Consider the following 20,949-nt stretch of genomic DNA (forward strand, 5'->3'; position numbering starts at 1 on the left):
GTCATGAGCCAGGATTACTCGGGTTTCAGTCGCCGCCGCTTTCTGAGCCACAGCGCGCTGTTCGGCGGTGGCCTGCTGCTGGGCAGCGGCCTGCTGGCCGGTTGCGACGCGGACAATGCCAGCGCCCCTGGCACGCTCGCCAGCGATCAACCACGCTACGGCGGGCGCCTGCGCCTGGGCATTCTCGACGGCAACCAGAGCGGCAACCTGGATGCCCACAAGCCCATCGGCAGCGGCATCGTCCGAGGCTTTGCGCTGTACAGCAAACTCTGGGAATGGGACGAGCAGATGCAACCGCGCCTGGCCCTGGCCGAGTTCGCCGAACCCAATGCCGATGCCAGCAGCTGGACCCTGCGCCTGCGCCAGGGCCTGGAATTCCACCACGGCAAAAGCATCGACGCCGATGACCTGATCTTCTCCATCCGCCGCCTCACCGACCCGCAACTGGCCTCGCCCTATGCGGCGCTGCTGCACTGGGTCGATCGCGACAACCTGCAAAAGCTCGACGAGCGCACCGTGCGCCTGAGCTTTCGCGAGGGCCGCAGCTACATGCCGCTGGCGGAAAACTGGGTCAACTTCGGCGGCATCGTCCCGGTGGACTACCACCCGGTGACCAATCCGGTGGGCGCCGGCCCCTACAAGCTGAAAAGCTTCACTCCGGGGCAGCGCTCGCTGTTCACCCGCTTCGACAACTACTACAAGGACGGCCAGCCCTACGCCGACGAGCTGGAAATCATCGACTTCAAGGATCAGGTGGCACGCCTGGCAGCCCTGCGTTCCGGGCAGATCGACATGGCCAACGTGATGCCCACCGAACAACTGCAGGTGCTGCAGCGCGACCCTCGGGTACGGCTGTTGAAATCGGTGACCGGCAACTGGCTGTCGTTCGACATGAACCTGGACAAGCCGCCGTTCAACGATCCCCGGGTGCGTGAGGCGTTCCGCCTGCTGGCGGACCGCGAGGAACTGGTACGCCGCGCCCTCAATGGCCAGGGTCGGGTGGCCAACGACCTGTATGCCCCCAGCGACCCGACCTTCAACCACAGCCTGGGGCCGCGCGCCCACGACCCGCAGCGCGCCGCGCAACTGCTCAAGGAGGCCGGCCAGGAGAACCTGGAACTGGAATTGGTGACGACTCCCGGGCCGGGCCTGACCTCGGCCCTGGTCCTGGCGGAACAGGCCAAGCGCATTGGCGTGACCCTCAAGGTCAAGCAAGTGGACCTGGCGACCTTCCAGGGCCCACAGCGCAACGACTGGACCCTGAGCACCGGCGGCAGCATCGGCGCGCCCTTCCTGGCCAGCGCCATCCACACCGACGCGCCCTTTGCCGTATCCAACAAGACCCACTTCAACGATCCGCAATTCAGCGAAGTGTTTCTCGCCGCCATGGCCCAGCCCGACCTGCAACGGCGCACGGCCCTGGTACACCAGGCCCAGCAGATCCAGTACGAACGGGGCGGCATGCTGATCTGGGGCTACGCCGACCTGTTAGACAGCGTCTCCACCCGCGTGGGCGGTGCCCACGAAGAACAATCGCTGTTCAGCACCTGGCGTTTCGAAAGGTTGTGGCTCAACGACAGCGCCTGACCCACCGCCCACTGTAGGAGCTGGCTTGCCAGCGAAGGCGCCCGCAAGAGCACCGCCAACCTCCAGGCCCTCTTCGCCGGCAAGCCGGCTCCTACAAGGAACCACCGCAACCGCCACACAACCCGTAGGAGCTGGCTTGCCAGCGAAGGCGCCCACAAGAGCACCGCGAGCCTCCAGGCCCTTTCGCCGGCAAGCCGGCTCCTACAAGGAACCACCGCAACCGCCACACAACCCGTAGGAGCTGGCTTGCCAGCGAAGGCGCCCACAAGAGCACCGCGAGCCTCCAGGCCCTTTCGCCGGTAAGCCGGCTCCTACAAGGAACCACCGCAACCGCCACACAACCCGTAGGAGCTGGCTTGCCAGCGAAGGCGCCCGCAAGAGCACCGCGAGCCTCCAGGCCCTTTCGCCGGCAAGCCGGCTCCTGCAGAACACCCATGCGATTCAATATGAGGCTCATGTGCCATGCCCTCCAACGCCTTCGCTCGCCCCGCATTCGGCCCGGCCCTGGCCGTAGTGATGTTTTCTCCCCTGGCCTCGCCGCTGTGCGCCGCCGATACCCAGCTGCAAACCGTCACCGTCCAGGCCAGCAGCCAGTCCGACGACGATGCCCTGCCCACCCGGCCGCCGACTTCGGTGTATGGCGGCACCGAAACCAAGGTGCTCGATACGCCACGCTCGGTGACCCAGATCAACGCCGAGCAACTGGCCAACGACCCGATCCGCAGCGCCGACGATCTGGTCAAGTACGCCCCGGGCATCACCCGCGGTGGCGGGCAGAACGCCGGCATCGCCCCGCAGTTCCGCGCCCAGGGCTCGGAGGTATTCCAGGACGGCCAGCGTGCCTACGGTGTGCGCCATCCGGCCAACTTCAACGCCTACGAGGGGGCGGATATCGTCGCCGGCCCTTCCTCGGTGACCTATGGCTCGGTGTCCGGCAGCGGCGGCTACGTCAACTACCTGAGCAAGAAACCCAACTTCAGCGAATTCAAGACCCGTCTGAGCGGCGAGCTCGGTGCCTGGGTGCCGGACGGCCAGTCCCGGGACTCGCGCAAGTTCAGCATCGACAACACCGGCCCCCTGAGCGACCAGCTGGCCTACCGGGTCAGCATCACCCAGCAGCGCCAGCAGGACTACTACGACAACGTCGACAACAACTTCGATGCCTTCTACGGCGCCCTGGCCTGGCGCAACGACAACCTGCGGGTGGACTGGAACGCCAGCTACGACAACTACTACGACTACAACATCACCCATGGCTGGAACCGCGCCACCCAGCAACTGGTGGACAACGGCCAGTACTACGCCGGGCGCGCCACGCCGATCATCCAGAACGGCAACAGCCTGTGGTCGCCAGTGCTGGCCTCCGGCGCCGCCAATGCCCCGACCCTGGGCTGGGTGCAGCGCCAGCGCAACGCCCTGGGCCAGTACAGCGTGGTCGACGGCAGCTTCCAGGCCGCCTCGCCCAACACCCAGGCCAGCCCCGGCACCCTGCGTGGCTGGGTCTATGACCCGAGCCTGGCGGGCAACGGCCTGACCTCCCTGTCGCCCCAGGTCGGTCAGCGCGGCGAAGACCAGAGCAGCTCGCGGCGCTTCACCAGCCAGTTGCGGGTCGAGGCCGATCTGTCCCCGACGATCACCCTGGCCAACAGCACCTTCTACCAGCGCTCCAGGGACTTGACCGACGCCGTCGGCGCCTTCCAGGTGCAGTCCAAGGACAACCTGCTGGACAACCGTTTCGAGTTCCGTTCACGCAATGAAACCCGGCTCGGCGACCTGACCCTGCGCGACGACAGCAACAGCGGGTTGATCTACCGCCGCGAGTTCAACCAGTCGATCGCCGCCAACAACCACTTCGGCTCCACCATCAACGCCTACGACCTGACCCAGGACCCCTCGGGCAAGAACCCCGGCGACCTGCTGGGGCTGACCGGCAGCAACCCCGCCGGCGGCAACGGCGCCTGGATCGGTCAGCCCGGGGTCCCCCAATATTCCAACTATTACGGCTGGCTCAACCTGGCGGCCATGTACCCCGCCGGCCACGGCCTGTATGCCGAATCGGTGGCGCCCTACACTGCCGAAAGCACCTGGACCACCAAGACCCTGTTCAGCCAGCACAACCTGCGCCTGGGCGACCGAGTGGGCCTGAACATCGGCGCCAGCCGCAGCTGGATCGATGCCGAAATCGACAACCCCTTCGTCCTTGCCGGTGGCAACGACCGCCGCGACAGCCATAACTATCGGCTGTTCGCCTTCCAGGTCAGCCCCTACGTCAAGCCCACCGAGAACAGCACCCTGTACTACACCTTCGACCGCTCCCTGGCGGTCAACACCGGGTTCTTCTCCAACGGCCTGGGCTGGGGCAGCGGCAGTGGCGCCAACCAGCTCAACCCCCTGGCCTTCCAGAGCCTCAGCGTGCTGCATGAAGTGGGGCTGAAAGTCGAAGCCGTGCCCGACCAGCTGTTCATGACCCTGGCGGCGTTCAAGCAGGCCCGGGACCAGTCTCCGGACAGCAACAACAACATCGCCCGGCTGATCATCAAGGGCACCGAAGCGACCCTGCGCTACCAGCCGGACAACCACCTGCGCAGCGGCCTGAACCTGTCCAGGCTCAGCGCCTACAACGAATTCACCTCCCAGGCCGGCTTCGCTTCAGCCGGGTTCATCGCCGACAACGGCACGCTATTCGGCGACAACAACAGCCTCAACCGACGGCCGTCCGGGCGCTTCGACGCCGTGCAGATTCCCGAATACACCGCCAGCGGCTACCTCGACTACCGCTTCGATTCCGGCTTTGGTGCCGAACTCTCCGGCTGGTGGACCAGCAGCTGGTACCTGAACCTGAGCAAGACCGTGAAGATCCCCGACGAATACAACCTCGACCTGGCCCTCTACTACCGCCAGCCCCAGTGGAGCACCACCTTGCGCGTGCTCAACCTGACCAACGAGTTGAACTTCGTCAGCGGCCTGGCCGGCTCCACCAACACCTTCCTGCAGCCCATGCCCGGACGCACCGTGCTGGCCCAGATTGATTACCAGTTCTAACCCCCCTTCCCCCAACTTTCGCCCCAGGAGCCTGCACATGAGCATCGAATTCGTCGGCATGATCTTCCCCCGTCAATGGTCCGAAACCCGCGGCGTGCGCAGCCCGGACTTCGACCTGGAATTCATCCGCCAGCACGCCCGCGCCCATGAACACGCCGGCTTTGACCGGGTACTGATCGCCAGCGGCCCGGGCAGCGCCGACAGCCTGCAGATTGCCGCCTATGCCGCCGCCCACACCGAGCGCCTGGGCTTCATGATCGCCCACCGCCCGGCCCTCAGCGCCCCCACCGTCGCCGCCCGGGCCTTTGCCACCCTGGATCACACCACCGGTGGCGGACGTATCCGCCTGCACGCCATTACCGGCATCACCGCCGAGCCTCAGGAAGGCGACACCTTGCTGGACAAGACCGAACGCTACAAACGCACCGACGAATACCTGGAGATCGTCCGTCGCACCTGGACCGCCGAGGAACCCTTCGACTTCGAGGGCCGCTACTTCAGCATCAAGGGCGCCTTCTCCCCGGTGAAACCCCTGCAACAGCCGCACATTCCGATTTCCTTCGGCGGCTCCTCCGACATCGCCTACCAGATCGCGGTCAAGCACGCCGACCTCTATGCCCTGTGGGGCGAACCCCTGGACGGGGTAGCCGAACAGATCGGCAAACTGAAGGCCGCCGCCAGCGCCGCAGGCGTGACCGCGCCCAGGGTCAGCCTCTCGGTACGGCTGATCCTGGGTGCCACCGAAGAACTGGCCTGGCAACGCGCCGAGCAGATCCTCGCGCAGATCCAGGCCAACCCGCAGTTCGCCGCCGGCAGCCCCTGGCAGAAACGCCTCAAGGGCACCGGTTCCGAACGCCTGCTGGCGGCTGCGGCCCGCGGCGACCGCCACGACCGCGCCCTGTGGATGCCCACTGCCACCGCCGTGGGCGCCTACGGCGACACCACCGCCCTGGTCGGCACCCCCGAGACCGTGGCCCAGGCCCTGCTGGACTATGTCGACCTTGGAGTCAGCACCTTCCTCAACCGGGGTTACGACCCTTATTACGACACCATCGACTATGGCCGCTGGATCATCCCCGCCGTCCGCGAAGCCGCCGCCCGCCGCCGCGCGCCCCACCCAACCGTGTAGGAGCTGGCTTGCCAGCGAAGGCGTCCGCAAGGGCAGCGCAAGGCTCAGGGGCCTCTTCGCCGGCAAGCCAGATGGCATCCCAGAGGGGGTAGTCGTGCACGCGGGTGACGAGGCCGGCGCGGATCGGGTTGGCAATGAGGTAACGGGCAACCACGCGCAGGTTTTCTTCGCGACGCAGGGCCCGGTCGTGGTAACCCTTTTGCCAAAGCCGACCGCTACGTTGCAGGTGGGCGTTGATCTCCCGTGCGCTGGAGGATTTGATCCGCCGTATCAGGGCCGACAATGAGCAACCGCCCAGCTCCAGCAGCCAGTGAAGATGATCCGGCATCACCACCCAGGCCAGGGAATGGGCCAACCCTTGCAGCTCGGCTTGACGCAGTTGCTGCACCACCAGACGGCCGATGCGCCAATCGTCGAAGAACCGTTCACGACAGTGGGTCACCGCGGTGAGCAGGTAGATCTGACCGGTTTGCGAGTAGCGCCCGGTGCGCAGCCGGTTGCCGTGAAAACGCTGGGACATTGCGTTGCCCTCCGAATGCCGGGTTCACACTGGAAGGCTAAAGCGTGGGGACGATTGCGACGGCGGATTGTGGATCGGGGTGTGTCTCGGGCGCCCTCTGCGCCGGCAAGCCGGCTCCTACGGGTGCGCGCAGGCCTTGTAGGAGCTGGCTTGCCAGCGAAGGCGGTGCAATTGCCGCAGAAGATGTCGCCGTCAGCCCAGCCGCGGCGAGTTCTCCAGCAGGGTCCGGGTGTAGGCATGTTCGGGCCGGTCCAGCACCTGATCCAGCGTGCCCTGCTCCACCACCCGTCCCTGCTTGAGCACCAGCACTCGGTCGGCAATGGCCCGCACCACGCCCAAGTCATGGGTGACGAACAGCAGGGTCAAACCTTCTTCCTGCAGTTGCCGCAACAAGGCCAGGATCGACGCCTGCACCGACACATCCAGGGCCGAGGTGACTTCATCGCAGATCAACAGTTTCGGTTCGCAGATCAACGCCCGGGCAATCGCCACCCGTTGGCGTTCGCCCCCCGACAGGCTGTGGGGATACTGGTCCGCCAGGGCCGGCGACAGCGACACCCGCTGCAACACCGCGTCCACTCGGGCCCGGGCCTCGGCGCCCTTGATCGCGAAAAAGTGCTCCAGGGGCGCACTCAGGGTCTGGTACAGCGTGTGCCGCGGGTTCAGCGCCCGGTACGGGTTCTGGAAGATGTACTGGATCTGATGCCGCAAGCCTTTCTCTCGCTGGCGCGCCGACAGGCTCAAGGGGCGGCCGGCATAACGCACCCGGCCTTCGGCATTGTCGCCCAGTCCGGCCAGGGCACGGGCCAGGCTGGTCTTGCCGGAGCCGGACTCGCCCACCAGGGCCAGGCACTCTCCAGGCGCCACCTGCAGTGACACATCAAAGAGCACCTGACGGTCGTAGGCCAGGTTCAGGTCTTCGACCTCCAGCAAGGGCACCAGCCCGGCTCCGGGCGCCAACTGCAGCGCAGGCGCGGACACGGGCACAGGCTCCGGCAGTGCCTGCCGATGCGGATCGACGCAGGCCACCTGAACCTCAGGCGCAAGGGCGCGCAATGGCGGTTCGAGCACGCTGCATTGCGGGCCACGACGCGGACACCGGGGTGCGAAAGCGCAGCCCTGGGGCCGCTGGCCCGGGGCCGGGGCCTGCCCGGGGATCGCCAGCAATGGCCGGCGCTGGCCGACGTCGGGAATCGCCGCCAGCAAGCCCCGGGTGTAGGGATGGGCCGGCTGGCGAAACAGCGCCTCGCGGGATGCGCTTTCGACGATCCGCCCGGCATACATCACCAGCACCCGGTCCACCAGATCCTTGATCACCGCCAGGTCATGGGAGACGTAGATCGCCGCCACCCCCTGGCTTTTGCACAGCTGGCGCAGGGTCGCCAGGATGTGCGCCTGGGTGGTCACATCCAGGGCCGTGGTGGGTTCGTCCAGGACAATCAGCCTGGGCCGCAAGACAAAGGCCAGGGCCAGCATTACCCGTTGCTGCTGGCCACCGGAGAGTTGATGAGGAAAGCGCCGTAGGAACTCGGGGTCCGCCGGCAGCCCTACCTGTTCCAGGGTGTCGACGATGCGCTGGTGTTGCGCCGTCGCCGCCAGGCGCACCTGATGCACGGCCAGGGTTTCGCGCAGCAGGCTGCCGATGCGCAGGGCGGGGTTCAAGGCGGTGGCCGGGTCCTGGGCAACGTAGCCGATCAGGCTGCCCCGGGCCCGGCGCAGGGCCTCGCCGGTAAGCTCCAGCAAGGACTCCCCGGCCACGTCGACCCGGCCGCCGACGATACGCGCACCCTGGCGAGCATGGGCCAGCAGCGCCGTGGCCAGGGTCGTCTTGCCCGATCCCGACTCTCCCACCAGACCGAGAATCTCCCCGGTGCCCACACTGAAGGACACCCCGGACAGCACATCGACCTCGGGCGTCAATTCCACCCGCAGGTCACGGACCTGCAGCACCCGGACATCCCGGGCAATTTCCGCGACCGCGTTCATGGGCGTTTCTCCCCGATCCGCGACTGACTGCGACCAATGCCCTCGGCGAGGATATTGGTGCCGTAGGCGAAGATGCCGATCAGCACCGCCGGGGCCAGTACCGCCCAGGGCTGCACCAGCAGGCCGGCCTGGTTTTCATTGATCATCAGCCCCCAGTCGGCGTCCGGCGGCGCCACCCCATAACCGAGGAAGCTCAGGCCCGAGAGCATGCCCACCCCCCAGGTCAGCATGTTGCCCAAGTGCACCAGCAAGGGCGTGAGGATGTTGGGCAGGATCTCGCGCAACAAAATCCGCCAGCGTGAATACCCCATCATCTGCGCCGCCTCGACGAACTCCTGGCCGGCCACCGCCACCGCGCTGCCACGCGCCAGGCGCACCACCCCGGGGGTGAAGGCAATGGCCACGGTGAGCACGATCAGCCAGGGCGCACGCCCCAGCATGGAGACGATCAGCAGCACCAGGATCAGGTCGGGAAAGGCCAGGGACACATCCGCCAGCCAACTGATCAGTTGATCCAGGCGGCGCCGCGACAGCCCCGCCAGCAACCCCAGTGCGCCGCCCAGCAGCAAGGCGATGGACGCTGCCGCCAGGGACATCCACAACACTGACAGACCACCGCTGAGCAGGCGCGACAGCACGTCATGGCCAAGAAAGTCGTAGCCGAGCCAGGCGCCGGCGTCGGGGGCGCCGTAGACCGGGCCCAGCATGTCGGTGCTGCCCCTGGGCGCCAGCCAGGGCCCTAGCAATGCCAGCAGCACCACCAGCAAGGTGATCAGGGCGCCCTTGCGGGTTTGCGATTCGGCCAGCCACAGCCGCCAGCGGGAAGTACGGAAATCACTCATGCATCGGTTCTCATGCCGCAGGTTCAGGGGGCCTTGGGCGCCGAGCGACGCCACCAAGGCTGGATGCCGCGCCGGTTGCGGCGGATCAGGCCGACCCGCCTCGCCGTGCGCAGTTTGGGGGTCAGCAATACCGTGGCCAGGTCCGCCAGCAGATTGATCAGCACCACCCCCAGGGTGATCACCAGCACGATGGCCTGGATCATCGGCAGGTCGCGCATCTGGATCGCCGCGTTCAGCGAGGTGCCGATGCCCGGGTAGCTGAACACCACTTCCGCCAACAGGGCCCCGCCAATCAGGGTGCGCAGGGTCAGGGCCAGGCCCTGGATCGCCGGCACCAGGGCATTGGGCAAGGTGTGGCGCCAGACGATGCGCCACTGCGGGATGCCCCGCAGCCGCGCGGCAATCACATAGTCGGACTCCAGGGCCTCGATCATCGCCGCACGCACCATGCGCGTCAGGTAGGGCAAGGCCGACAGCGCCAGGGCCAGCACTGGCAGCACCAGGAACTGCAACTGCCGCCACAGCGGCAACTGGGGATCGAGGATCGACACCGCCGGCAGCAGGTCCATGTGGGGCATGGAGAACAGCAGCACCAGGCCAATGGCCAGGAGAAAACCCGGCGTCGCCTTGAGAAAGATCAGCAGCGACAGGCTCCAGCGATCCAGGCGACTGTCCCGGCGCAGGGCCAGGGTCACCCCCAACGCCAGGGCCACGGGCACCACCAGTACGACGACCCCGGCCAACAGCGCCAGGGTGTAGCCCAGCCGGGCAAAAAGGATCTCGGCCACGGGGGCGCTGGAATCCAGGGATTGGCCCAGGTCACCGGCCAGGGTCTGCCCCAGCCAGCGCAGGTATTGCTCCAGCAGCGGCCGGTCCAGCCCCAGTTGCCGTTGCAGGGTGAGGATGCTCTCCAGGGGCGCGTCCGGACCGAGGATCACCCGCGCCGGGTCCGAGGGCAGTGCCTGGGTGGCGACGAACACCACCAGGCTGATGACCCAGGCCGTGAGCAGGCCATAGCCCAGGCGACCGATAAACCAGGACAGCCAGGCTGGCGTTCTGGAGGTTTTTGCGCAGGGTTCAGACATGGTTCAACCACAACTCGTCAAAGCGCCAGGAGGCGAAGGTGGTCTGTTCCGGCACCAGGCCGCCGACCCGCACCGAGGCGGCGTCCAGCACATCATTGAAGCCCCAGATCAGCAGGCCGCCGCGCTGGTGCTGGATGGCCTGGGCCTGGTGCACCAGTGGCTTGCGCAATTCCAGGTCGGGCTGGGCCAGGGCTTGCTGGTACAGCTCGGTGAAACGCGGATCATGGAAATTGCTGCGGTTGTAGATGGCCTGGGGCGCATCGTTGTGCAACGCCGAGGCGAGAAAGCCTCGGGCTGGTGTGGCCCCGGGCGACAGCAGCCAGTTCTCCCGCTGGGGGCCGTTGAATACCGAGCCGTCGACCTGGGTCACCTTGATCTCGACCCCGGCCTTCTTCGCCTGCTGGGCGAACACCAGGGCCGCATTGACACCAGCACCCGGGGTGCTGGTCAGCTCCACCCGCAGATCGCTGTGCCCGGCCTGACGCAACAAGGAACGGGCCTGGTCCAGGTCGTAGGGGCGCTGGGCAATGCCGTGGTTGTAGGTGGGATCGTGGGGCGAATACAGGTCATTGGCGACCCGCCCGAAACCGTTGAGGCCGCGATCCACCAGTTCCTGGCGGTCGGCCAGCAGGCGAAACGCCTGGCGCACTCGCTCATCCTGGAACGGCGCCTTGGCCAGATTGAGGTTGAAGCCGGTGAACGAGGTGCTCGGCGAGGCATAGAACCTGAGCCGCGGATCGGCCTTGAGCAGCGCGCTGTGCTCGGCCTGGACCCCGCTGGCTACATCGATCTGCCCGGCACGCAGTGCCGCCGCCCGGGAGACCTGATCCTTGAACTCGATGATTTCCAGTTCATCGGCATAGGGCTGTCCCGGCTTGTAGTAATTCTCGAAACGGCTGTACAGCGAGCGTTGCCCGGGAATGAAGCGCTTGAGCCTGTAGGGACCGGCTCCCACCGGGTTGGTCACCGGGTGATAGTCGGTGGGCACGATGCCGCCGAAGCTGATCAGGGTCTCGTCCAGGGGAAAGAAGCTCTGGCCCTGCTTGAAGCGAATCTCGATGGTGCGCTCGTCCAGCTTGCGCAAGGCCTGGCGGTCGATGGCCCCCACCAGCCCGGCAAAGGGTGAAGCCAGCTGCGGATCGGTCAGGCGCAGGATGGAAAACAGCATGTCGTCGGCGCCGATGCTCTTGCCGTGGTGAAACTCCAGCCCCGGCTTGATGCGGATGGTCCAGGCGCTGGCATCGGCATTGGGCTCGGCGAACTCCGCCAGGGCCAGGCGGGTACTGACGTCCGGGTTCCACTCCCAGAACTTGCTGTACAGCGCCCAGCCACGAATGATCCCGCCGCCCACGGGTTTGTGCGCATCGAGGTTGCCGGACTGGTCGCCATCAATGATCCCCACCCGCAGGCGCCCGCCGCGCGCCGGGGTGCTGGACGCCAGTGCCGCACCGTTCACCGCCACGCCACTGTCGCAGCCGCCGAGCAGGCCCGTGCCCAGCAACAGGCCGCCACCGACAGCCAGGGAGTTGCCGAGAAATACCCGGCGGGAAAACACCTCGCTCATGGCTCGCTCCTCAGGCCTGCTCAGTGGCAATGGCTGGCTGGCGGGCCGCCGCGACGCCCCCCAGGCGCGGCACCTCGAAACCGTGATCCAGGTCCAGCAGCGGGAACAGCAGGTCCGCCACTCGATGGGCCTCGTCGATCAGCGGAAAGCCCGAGAGAATGAAGGCCGAGGTGCCCTGCTCTTCGTATTCGCGAATACGCTCGGCCACCTGCTCGGCACTGCCCACCAGGTAGGTGCCCGCGGCCGGACCGAGGATGTTGAAACCGAACAGACTCGGACCAAGCCAGACATTGGGGTAGATCTCCAGGTCCCGGGCCTTGGGCAGGCGGCCGGCGCGGATGGCCTCGAGATTGCGCTGGATCTGCGGGTCGTCGCTGTGGAAGCTGTCCAGGGTTTCTCCGGGTGGCAACTGGCGCTCGATGGAGGCCCGGGCAGTCTGCAACGAGGTGCGCTGCAGCAGTTTCTCGGCGTGGGCCCAGGCCTCCTCCTCGGTTTCCCGGACGATGATCTGCAGGCGCGTGCCGAAGCTCAGCTCGCGGCCGATCTTCGCCGCCTCGGCAGCCACCTGGCGGAATTTTTCGCCGAGTTTCGGCGGCGTGTTGGCAAAGCTCAGGTAGACGTCCAGCAACTGCACCGAATGGGCCACTCCCGGGCCGGAGGTGCCGGCGCCCCACAGGGGAATGCCGGGGACCTGCCGCGGCGCGTGCCAGCCGCCCAGGGGATGGCTGGCCGCCGCCGGGGAACGCGGTGCCAGCTTGACGTAGCGACCGTCATAGCCAGCAGTGTCGCCGGCATAGAAGCCCTGGAAGGCCCGCCAGTACTCCAGGCTGAAGTCATAACGCTCATCATGGGGATAGTGCACCCCCAGCGTGGCCAGCCCGGCATCGCTGCCGTTGACCACGTTGAACAGCAAGCGGCCGTTGGAGAACTGATCGAAGGTCAGCGCCCATTTGGCCAGCACCGCCGGTGACAGCTCCCCCGGATGCTGGGCCACCAGAAAGCGCAAGCGCTGGGTGGCATCGATCAGCGCCGCCGAGACCGCCAGGCTTTCATTGGGGCTCGAGCCCAGCAGCGAGCCGTAGTAACCCAGGCGATCACTGGCCACCGCCAGCTGCTTGAGGTGCTCGAAATCGGTGTTCCAGCGTCCTTCGGGCTCCCAGGGATAGGGGCCATCGGGTGTAGTGAGGTACCAGAGAATCTTGACGGCCATGTGCCTGTTCCTTGAATGTTTGAACGCCTTTAGCGCCTAGGCATTGCCCTTGCGTTGCCCTGACGGACGCCTTCGCTGGCAAGCCAGCTCCTACAGCTGGCGCGATACCGGCAGTGCTTGTGTAGGAGCCGGCTTGCCGGCGAAGAGGCCCTCGGGTCTTGCATCGCTCTTGCGGACGCCTTCGCTGGCAAGCCAGCTCCTACAGCAGTCAGATAAGTCCCGCAGGAGCCCGGCGCGATCCCGCGGGGCGGCGGGTCAGGTGCGGCGGTCGATGGCGGGCACCAGGCCCAGCTCGGTGGCGCGCTCGTAGAGGCCGCTCATCTTCCATTGCTGGGTCAAGACCCCCGGGCCGTAAGGCCGAGAGCCGCCCAAGGCATCGGCCAGCAGTTGCAGTTGCGCGCCCTCTTCCAGCAACAAGATGAATTCCGCCGTGGCCCGCAGGCCTTGCTTGCCCCACACGGTAGAGCCGCCGTTGGCTTCGAGAATCGCCAGGTTGAAGGGGTTCTGGGTAATGCTGTCGAGGATGAAGTCCACCTCGGGCTGGCGCCGGTCGATGTACACCGGCAGTTCCCGGGCCAGCTGGTAGCGCTGCACCGGTACGTAGTGGAACGGCAAGGTCCGGTGGGTCTGGGCCCAGGCTCCCAGGTACGGCGAATGCACGTGGGACACGGTGGTGATGTCGGGGTGTTGCTGGAACAGTTTGGTGTAGCGACCGAGGCCGCCCTTGCCCTGGCCGAGGATGACCTTGCCGGCAAAGTCGGTGACCGTGGCCTGCAACGGTTTGCGGTAGTTCCACGGGCCGCCGTAGTTCACCGAGACCAGCAGCTCCTGGCCCGGCACCCGCTCGATGAAGCCCACGGTGCCGTTGGCGGTGATGGTCTGGGTTTCGCGGAACACGGTGAACGCCTGTTCGGCCTCCAGCAGCACCTGATCGATGAAGGCCTGCAGTTCCTGGGTAATGGGGGTTTCGTTGATCAATACAGTCATGGCAATTCTCCGGGTTCAGGCGCGGCGCTGGGCCAGCAGTTCATGGGCGGCGTGCAAGGGGCGTGGGTCGACCCAATCGGCGATGGCGAAATCCCGTTCCAGGAAGCCATGGCGATAGAGGAAGTTTTTCTGGATATCGAGGAACTCCAGGCGCTGGGGCGACAGGTCGGGAGCCAGGGTGGTGTGGAAATCGCCGCGATAGGCTTGGGCGACGCCGGCGCTGCCGGCACGGGTTTCCTCTTCAAGAATGGCGTTCAGCGCCGGGCGGTTCTGCGCCGCCCATTCAGCGGCGCGCAGGGTCTGGGCGAGAAAGCGCACCACCAGATCGAAGTGGTTGTCCAGCAGGCTCTGGTGCACGGTGATCGGTCGCGGCGTGCCGTTGTTGATGCGGTAGCGCGGCTCGGCGATCTGATCCAGATCGATGCCCACCACCAGCCCCAGGCGCCGCGCCGCATCGGCAGCGGCAGCGCCCTTGACGTAGACCGCATCCACCTCGCCGCGCACCAGGTAGTCCAGGCCGGACCACAGGCGCTGCAAACCTTCCTGGGGAGTCGCCGCACGTTCCTGATCCTGCAGCGCCACCTCCACCAGCTCGACATCATCGAAACCCAGGCCCGCCAGGCTCAACGCGCCTTTGTAACCATGCAGGCTCATGGCCCGGGCAATGCTGCCCGGACGATTCTCGCCCCAGGCCGGCAGGGCCAGGCGCTTGCCCTTGAGATCCTCGGGGCGGCGGATACCGGAGTCGGGGCGCACCAGCAGGGTCTGCCATTCCTCGATCCAGGTCAGACCGATCAGTCGGCTAGGGGAACCGGCGGCGCGGGCGGCCAGGGCCGGGACGTTGCCGCCCTCGCGAAACAGCCCGGGCAACTGGTGATCGTAGTGGTGATGGCCCAGCTGCCGGGCTTCCTGCAGAGTCGCGACCGGCAGGCCGTCGGCAGCGAATTCCTCGCTGAGCCAGCCCAGCTTGTAGGCGATCCCGGAAGCGGTGGGCACCGGGCAGCGGGTGAACCAGATCTGCTCCAGCCGAGGCTGGGCAGCGGATAAGGGTAAAGAGGCAGCAAGCGTCATGGACCGGTTCCTGTGCAATGGCAGTTGCCGGAGCCATTGCAGCGCCCGTGCCAACCGGGCAAAGCCCCGGATTCCGGGGCCTGGGCCGCTGTCGGCGAAAGCCGCGCGATGCCAATTGCTGCCCGACCAGCAGCATTGCGCAGCGACTGCTGCTGTTGGAGCAACGGGCCGACGGGCATTGCTGCTGGAGCAGCAACAGACGTTTTAGCGCCAGTTGCACCCCCGTCTGCAAGCCTTGCTGCACAAGGCCTGCAACGGATTTTCAGCACACTGAAAAGGCCCTGGCGCAGAACTTGCTCAAGCCCCTCAAGCACGCCCCCTTCTTCGTAGGATCAGGCCAATGCATACACCCCCTGTAGGAGCTGGCTTGCCAGCGAAGGCGTCACCAGGACTGGCGCCAGGCTCAAGGGCCCCTTCGCCGGCAAGCCGGCTCCTACGGATCAGGCCGATACACACGCCCCTGGGGGCAGATTTCTTTGAGAGAGGTTCCATATGAGTAGCGTCCAAGCCCTTCCTGTCACTCCGGTCCGTGTCCTGCGCAGCGAGGCCGAAGCCATCGCCGCCGCCCGGGAGATCGCCACGCAAATCGCCGCCATTGCCGCCGACAGTCAGGCCAACGGCCAGTTGCCCCGGCGTCAGGCCGAACTGCTGTCCACAAGCGGCCTGACTGCCATCGGCGTGCCCAAGGCCTTTGGCGGTCTGGGGGCCTCGGTGGCCACCATCGTCGAGACCGTGCGCCTGATCTCGGTGGCCGACGGCGGCGTCGGCCAGTTGCTGCAGATCCACAATGTGATGCTGCGGGGCATCTTCACTGGCTACCCGGAGGCGGTACGCGACCGCCTGATCAGCGATGTGCTGGCCGGCAAGCGCTTTGGCAACGCCCTGGCGGAAGTCGGCGGCAAGAACAAGTTTGCCCTCAAGACCCGCATCGAGCGCCGCGCCGACGGCAAGCTGATTCTCAATGGCAGCAAGTTCTACTCCACCGGCGCCTACCTGGCCGAGTGGATCTCCCTGACCGCCGCCAGTGAGGAAGGCGGTGCCGGGGTGCTGCTCAACCGCAACACCCCGGGCCTGACCCTGGTGGACGACTGGCACGCCTTCGGCCAGCAGAACTCGGTCAGCGGCACGGTGATCTTCGACAACATCGAACTGGACGAAGACTTCGTCTCGCCGCGCAAGGGGCCGATGAAGCGCACTGGTCTGACCTTTCCGCAGATCCTCCATGCGGCCATCGACACCGGGATCGCCGCCGGGGCTCTGGGAGCGGCGGTGGACTACCTGAAACAGCACGCCCGGCCCTGGGTGGAAAGCGGCGTCGACCACGCCAGCGAAGAGCCCCACATCATCAAGCAGATCGGCGAATACGCCGTGGCCCTGCGCGCCGCCGAATCCTTGCTGCGGGACGCCGCCCGAGTCTTCGATGAGCACGAACAGGACCCGGACAACAAGGAATTGCAGGACCAGTTGATCCTCTGCGTGGCCACCGCCCGCGCCCACTCCGACAGTGCCTCGCTGAAGATTTCCAGCGACATCTTCTCGCTGCTGGGGGCCAGTTCCTCCCTGAGCAAATGGAACCTCGACCGTTTCTGGCGCAACGCCCGGGTGCACACCACCCACGACCCGATCCGCTGGCGCCTGCATCACGTTGGCAACTACTACCTCAACGGCGTCGACCCGGGTGAATACACCGCCATCCTCAACGCCAAGGAACAACAGGGCGCAACTCGCCCGACCCCATAACCCACCCACTGCCACCCCTCTCGTAGGCGCTAGCTTGCCAGCGAAGGCGTCCTCAAGGCCGGCACAAGGCTCGGGGGCCTCTTCGCCGGCAAGCCGGCTCCTACAAAGAAGCACGCATCACCCAGCACCGTAGGAGCTAGCTTGCCAGCGAAGGCGTCCTCAAGGCCGGCACAAGGCTCGATGGCCTCTTCGCCGGCAAGCCGGCTCCTACAAAGAAGCACGCATCACCCAGCACCGTAGGAGCTGGCTTGCCAGCGAAGGCGTCCTCAAGGCCGGCACAAGGCTCGGGGGCCTCTTCGCCGGCAAGCCGGCTCCTACGAAGAAGCACGCATCACCCAGCACCGTAGGAGCTGGCTTGCCAGCGAAGGCGTCCTCAAGGCCGGCACAAGGCTCGGGGCCTCTTCGCCGGCAAGCCGGCTCCTACGAAGAAGCACGCATCACCCAGCACCGTAGGAGCTGGCTTGCCAGCGAAGGCGTTCGCAAGACCGGCACAAGGCTCGATGGCCTCTTCGCCGGCAAGCCGGCTCCTACGGGGAGTGTCCGACTTTTTTGAATGAGCCCTGCATGATCAAAAAACACCCTCTCTTGCGCGCCTTGGCGATCTACCGGGAAATGCCCTGGCGCTTCGCTCTGGTGGCGCTGCTCTATATCGCGGTCAATCTGGGACTGGTCTGGCAGCAGTGGCTGATCGGCCATGCCATCAACGATGTCAGCGCCGGACGCGCGGTGCAGCGTCTGGCGGACGGCAGTCTGGATGCCCGCCTCGGTTGGTACTGGTTGTGGCTGATGCTGGCGGTGGCCCTGGGCCGTGGCGCCTTGCAGTACGCCGCCAGCGTCTTGTCCCTGGTGCTCAGCCAGGAGCTGTTGACCCGCCTGCGCGAACGCATCCTGCAGCAGGTCCAGGGCTTGCACCTGGGCTACCACTGGCAGCACGGCATGGGCGAGATGATCACCCGGACCACCCGCGATGCGGACAAGGTCCGCGATGCCCTGATCAGCTTCTGGCGCCAAGTGGTGGAGACGCCCCTGGTGGTGCTGGCCACTGTCGGCCTGCTGAGCTGGTACAGCCCCTGGCTCGGCGTGGTGCCGCTGCTGCTGACGGCCTGCGGGCTGTGGATCTTCGTGCGCCAGACCGAGCATCTGGTGAGCCTCGACCGCGCCGTGGGTGCGGCCTACGACCGGGTCAACCAGGACCTCAGCGAAGGCATCGGCGGCGTGCGGGTGATCAAGTCCTTCGCCCTGGAGCACAGCCGTATCCAGGGCTTCGCCGCCCAGGTCGCGCTGTTCGCCGAACAGGCACGCCGGGCCCTGGCCTATTCCAGTTCGCGGATTCCTCTGCCCCAGGCGGTGGTCGCCCTCAGCCATGTGTGGGTGCTGGTGTACGGCGCCCATCAGGTGGCCGCCGGGCAACTGGGGATCGGCGAGCTGGTCAGCGCCCTGTTGATCGTCACCACCCTGGTGTTTCGCATCGAAGGCATTGGCCGGGTGATGCAGACCTTCGCTGACGCCCGCTCCAGCGCCGAACGCATCTGGCACCTGCTGGATGAGCCGGCCGGCATTCGCAGCGGCACGGCCCTGCTGCCACTCACGCCCCTGGGGCTGAAGCTGGAAGAAGTCAGCGTCAGCGCTCCGGGCGGCGGCCGCAAGATTCTCGAGCACTGTTCCCTGACCCTGCAGCCCGGCGAGATCGTCGCCCTGGTCGGCGCCACCGGCACCGGCAAGAGCCTGCTGGCCAGCCTCCTGCCGCGCCTCACGGAAGTCGGCACAGGCCGCCTGCTGCTGGGTTGCGAACAGAGCGGCTGGCAGGACGTGCGCGACCTGGACCTGGACCAACTGCGGCGCCGGGTGCATGTGGTGCCCCAGGAAAGCTTCCTGTTTTCCGACACCCTGGCCGCCAACCTGCGCCTGACAGCCCCCGGCGCCAGTGATCAGCAACTGCGCCAAGGCCTGGCCCTGGCGGCTGCCGAAGATGTACTCGAACGCCTGCCCCGAGGCCTGAACAGCCGACTCGGCGATCGCGGGGTGACCCTGTCCGGCGGCCAGCGCCAGCGCCTGAGCCTGGCCCGGGCACTGCTCGGCGAGCCGGACATCCTCTGCCTGGACGATGCCACCAGCGCCCTGGACGCCATCAGCGAACGCCAGGTGTTGCACAACATCCGCCAGCTACGCCGGGACCAGGGCCGGGCCACCACTCTGCTGGTGATCTCCAGCAAGCTCTCGACCATTCTCCTGGCGGACCGGGTACTGCTGCTCCAGGACGGGCGCATCAGCGCCAGCGGCCGTCACGCCGACCTTTTGAACTCCAACGCGCACTACCGCGACCTGCTGGGAATCGACCATGGCTAACCCAATCGCCGGCAAGGCCCTGAGCGACATCGAAATAGAAGAAATGCTCGCCAGGCAGGCCCTGGACCGCAGCATGTTTTCCCGCCTGCTGCCCCTGCTGCGACCGATTCGCGCGGCCATCCTGACGGTGATCGGCATCGAGCTGCTGCTGGTGTTCACCGTCTTTCTGCGGCCCTGGTTCGTCCGTGAACTGCTGGACCATGGGTTGGTGCTCGACCAGGGGCACTGGCTGCTGGACGAGTCGCTGCTGCTGTGGCTGGGACTGGGGCTGGCAGCCAGTTGGCTGGGGCGCTTTGTCCTCGCCGGGCTGTCACAGTTCGTCGCCGGCAGCGCGGCGATCCGGGTGCTCAACGACCTGCGGATCAAGGTCTTCGCCCATGTCCAGGCCCTGAGCATCAGCTACTTCGACCAGACTCGTGCCGGGCGGATCATTTCCCGCGCCGACCGCGACGTCGACAGCCTGGAGCCGCTGTTGATCCAGGGGCCACCGGAGCTGTTGGGTGCCCTGCTGCGCTGCGGGCTGGCCTCGGTGATGCTGTGGCGCATCGACCCGCGATTCTTCCTCAGCCTGGCGGCCACGGTGCCGCTGCTGGCAGTGGCGACCTGGGGATTCAAGCGCATCTCCCAACGCAACTGGGCGAAGGTCGCGGAGAACCGCAGCCGTTTCACCGCGCACCTGGTGGAAAGCGTCAGCGGCGCGCGCATGCTCCAGCAATGTGGGCAGCAAGGGCGCAACTTGCAGCGCTATCGCGGCCTGCTGCAGGACTTCAATCAGGCGCTGATTCGCGGCAGCCTGCGCTCCAGCTGGTTCGCCCCGTTCACTGCCCTGCTCAGCTCAGCCGGCATGGCCGCGCTGTTGCTGGTGGGCGCCTTCGGCCTGGCCAGCGCCGAAGTCAGCGTGGGCCAGGTGGCGGAAAGCCTGTTCTACGTGTTTCTGTTTCTCGGCCCCTTGCAGGAGCTGTCCGACCTGTTCGAGCGCTACGCCACCGGCTCGGCCTCGGCCCAGCGGATCTTCCTGCTGCTCGATACCCGGCCCCAGGTCCTCGACCCGCACAAGCCACAGCCGTTGCCGCGTCCACGGGGCGACGTCAGCTTCGAACAGGTGCGCTTCGCCTATCACCCCAACAGCCCCACGCCAGTGATCCACAACCTGGACCTGAAGATCGAGGCCGGGGAAGTGCTGGCGCTCGTTGGCCCCTCGGGTCACGGCAAAAGCACCCTGGTGCAACTGCTGACGCGCTTCTACGACGTCCAGGGCGGCGCCGTGAAACTCGATGGCGTGGACATCCGGCAATTGGCCCAGCATGACCTGCGCCGGGCCGTGGGCGTGGTGCTGCAGGACAATGTGCTGTTCAGTGGCAGCATTCTCGACAACCTGCGCCTGGCGGCTCCCGACGCCGATGACTCGACCCTGATTGCCGCGGCCCGGGAACTGGGGGCCGATGAAGTGCTGGAGCGCCTGCCGCACCAGTACCACAGCGAAGTCGGGCCCCTGGGCGGGCATTTGAGCCACGGCCAGCGCCAGCTGGTGTGCCTGGTGCGCGCCTACCTGGCCAACCCGGCGGTGCTGGTGCTGGACGAAGCCACCTCGGCGGTGGACATCCATACCGAGCGGCGTATCCAGCAGGCATTGCGCCGGCTGTGCCAGGGGCGCACGGCGATCATCATCGCCCACCGCCTGGCGACCATCCGCGACGCCGACCGGATTGCCGTGATCCGTCATGGCCGGCTGGTGGAACAGGGGCCGCACCGGCAACTGATACAACGCGACGGCGCCTACGCCGCGCTGTATCAGGCCTACCTGCGCAGCGCCGAGACCGCCCCGGCCTGACCACCCATA

At 66.6% G+C, this 20,949-nt stretch carries 13 protein-coding genes and 1 pseudogene; 6 read left to right on the forward strand and 8 right to left on the reverse strand.

The window, feature by feature from the left end; translation table 11 throughout:
* Nucleotides 1–3: 3 nt before the first annotated feature.
* From FW796_RS20345 to FW796_RS20355, 3 genes are all read left to right on the forward strand, one after another.
* On the forward strand, nt 4–1,587 hold the full coding sequence (locus FW796_RS20345; RefSeq protein ID WP_446439901.1) for an ABC transporter substrate-binding protein: 1,584 nt from the start codon (nt 4–6) through the stop codon (nt 1,585–1,587).
* Between the two features lie 462 nt (nt 1,588–2,049).
* Complete coding sequence (locus tag FW796_RS20350) at nt 2,050–4,629, forward strand: TonB-dependent receptor plug domain-containing protein (protein ID WP_446439902.1); 2,580 nt, start codon at nt 2,050–2,052, stop codon at nt 4,627–4,629.
* Nucleotides 4,630–4,666: 37 nt separating this feature from the next.
* A complete protein-coding gene (locus FW796_RS20355; protein ID WP_446439903.1) occupies nt 4,667–5,758 on the forward strand; it encodes an LLM class flavin-dependent oxidoreductase in 1,092 nt (363 codons plus the stop codon).
* Between the two features lie 64 nt (nt 5,759–5,822).
* Here FW796_RS20355 and FW796_RS20360 read toward each other — a convergent pair.
* The 8 genes and pseudogenes from FW796_RS20360 to FW796_RS20395 form a co-directional block, all read right to left on the reverse strand.
* Nucleotides 5,823–6,278 (reverse strand): annotated as a pseudogene (locus tag FW796_RS20360) (REP-associated tyrosine transposase); the annotation flags it as partial.
* A gap of 192 nt (nt 6,279–6,470) precedes the next feature.
* Nucleotides 6,471–8,264: a dipeptide ABC transporter ATP-binding protein gene (locus FW796_RS20365; protein WP_446439904.1), complete on the reverse strand. Its 1,794-nt coding sequence runs from the start codon at nt 8,262–8,264 to the stop codon at nt 6,471–6,473.
* On the reverse strand, nt 8,261–9,106 hold the full coding sequence (locus FW796_RS20370) for an ABC transporter permease (RefSeq protein ID WP_404939831.1): 846 nt from the start codon (nt 9,104–9,106) through the stop codon (nt 8,261–8,263). Before FW796_RS20370 ends, FW796_RS20365 begins: the two co-directional genes overlap by 4 nt.
* Nucleotides 9,107–9,129: 23 nt before the next feature.
* Nucleotides 9,130–10,191: an ABC transporter permease gene (locus FW796_RS20375; RefSeq protein WP_346632909.1), complete on the reverse strand. Its 1,062-nt coding sequence runs from the start codon at nt 10,189–10,191 to the stop codon at nt 9,130–9,132.
* On the reverse strand, nt 10,184–11,755 hold the full coding sequence (locus tag FW796_RS20380; RefSeq protein ID WP_446439905.1) for an ABC transporter substrate-binding protein: 1,572 nt from the start codon (nt 11,753–11,755) through the stop codon (nt 10,184–10,186). Before FW796_RS20380 ends, FW796_RS20375 begins: the two co-directional genes overlap by 8 nt.
* 10 nt (nt 11,756–11,765) lie before the next feature.
* Entirely contained in the window at nt 11,766–12,965 is a 1,200-nt protein-coding gene (locus FW796_RS20385; protein WP_446439906.1) for an LLM class flavin-dependent oxidoreductase, read from the reverse strand.
* A 255-nt stretch (nt 12,966–13,220) separates the two neighbouring features.
* Entirely contained in the window at nt 13,221–13,952 is a 732-nt protein-coding gene (locus tag FW796_RS20390) for a class II aldolase/adducin family protein (RefSeq protein WP_446439907.1), read from the reverse strand.
* A gap of 15 nt (nt 13,953–13,967) precedes the next feature.
* Nucleotides 13,968–15,023: an ABC transporter substrate-binding protein gene (locus FW796_RS20395; protein ID WP_346632905.1), complete on the reverse strand. Its 1,056-nt coding sequence runs from the start codon at nt 15,021–15,023 to the stop codon at nt 13,968–13,970.
* Nucleotides 15,024–15,515: 492 nt separating this feature from the next.
* On the opposite strand from FW796_RS20395, the gene FW796_RS20400 reads away from it, so the two are divergent.
* From FW796_RS20400 to FW796_RS20410, 3 genes are all read left to right on the forward strand, one after another.
* Nucleotides 15,516–16,763 carry an acyl-CoA dehydrogenase family protein gene (locus tag FW796_RS20400; protein WP_346632904.1) on the forward strand — a complete coding sequence of 416 codons (1,248 nt, stop codon included), beginning with the start codon at nt 15,516–15,518 and terminating at the stop codon, nt 16,761–16,763.
* A gap of 564 nt (nt 16,764–17,327) precedes the next feature.
* Nucleotides 17,328–19,109 carry an ABC transporter ATP-binding protein gene (locus FW796_RS20405; RefSeq protein ID WP_346632903.1) on the forward strand — a complete coding sequence of 594 codons (1,782 nt, stop codon included), beginning with the start codon at nt 17,328–17,330 and terminating at the stop codon, nt 19,107–19,109.
* Entirely contained in the window at nt 19,102–20,940 is a 1,839-nt protein-coding gene (locus FW796_RS20410; RefSeq protein WP_446439908.1) for an ABC transporter ATP-binding protein, read from the forward strand. Before FW796_RS20405 ends, FW796_RS20410 begins: the two co-directional genes overlap by 8 nt.
* Nucleotides 20,941–20,949 lie beyond the last annotated feature (9 nt).

Source organism: Pseudomonas sp. 910_21 (genome assembly GCF_052850735.1).

Excerpts from the sequence above, each read along its gene's own strand:
- FW796_RS20345 (WP_446439901.1), top strand. The coding sequence starts at position 4 with ATGAGCCAGGATTACTCGGGTTTCAGTCGCCGCCGCTTTCTGAGCCAC.
- FW796_RS20350 (WP_446439902.1), top strand. The coding sequence starts at position 2,050 with ATGCCCTCCAACGCCTTCGCTCGCCCCGCATTCGGCCCGGCCCTGGCC.
- FW796_RS20355 (WP_446439903.1), top strand. The coding sequence starts at position 4,667 with ATGAGCATCGAATTCGTCGGCATGATCTTCCCCCGTCAATGGTCCGAA.
- FW796_RS20365 (WP_446439904.1), bottom strand. The coding sequence starts at position 8,264 with ATGAACGCGGTCGCGGAAATTGCCCGGGATGTCCGGGTGCTGCAGGTC.
- FW796_RS20370 (WP_404939831.1), bottom strand. The coding sequence starts at position 9,106 with ATGAGTGATTTCCGTACTTCCCGCTGGCGGCTGTGGCTGGCCGAATCG.
- FW796_RS20375 (WP_346632909.1), bottom strand. The coding sequence starts at position 10,191 with ATGTCTGAACCCTGCGCAAAAACCTCCAGAACGCCAGCCTGGCTGTCC.
- FW796_RS20380 (WP_446439905.1), bottom strand. The coding sequence starts at position 11,755 with ATGAGCGAGGTGTTTTCCCGCCGGGTATTTCTCGGCAACTCCCTGGCT.
- FW796_RS20385 (WP_446439906.1), bottom strand. The coding sequence starts at position 12,965 with ATGGCCGTCAAGATTCTCTGGTACCTCACTACACCCGATGGCCCCTAT.
- FW796_RS20390 (WP_446439907.1), bottom strand. The coding sequence starts at position 13,952 with ATGACTGTATTGATCAACGAAACCCCCATTACCCAGGAACTGCAGGCC.
- FW796_RS20395 (WP_346632905.1), bottom strand. The coding sequence starts at position 15,023 with ATGACGCTTGCTGCCTCTTTACCCTTATCCGCTGCCCAGCCTCGGCTG.
- FW796_RS20400 (WP_346632904.1), top strand. The coding sequence starts at position 15,516 with ATGAGTAGCGTCCAAGCCCTTCCTGTCACTCCGGTCCGTGTCCTGCGC.
- FW796_RS20405 (WP_346632903.1), top strand. The coding sequence starts at position 17,328 with ATGATCAAAAAACACCCTCTCTTGCGCGCCTTGGCGATCTACCGGGAA.
- FW796_RS20410 (WP_446439908.1), top strand. The coding sequence starts at position 19,102 with ATGGCTAACCCAATCGCCGGCAAGGCCCTGAGCGACATCGAAATAGAA.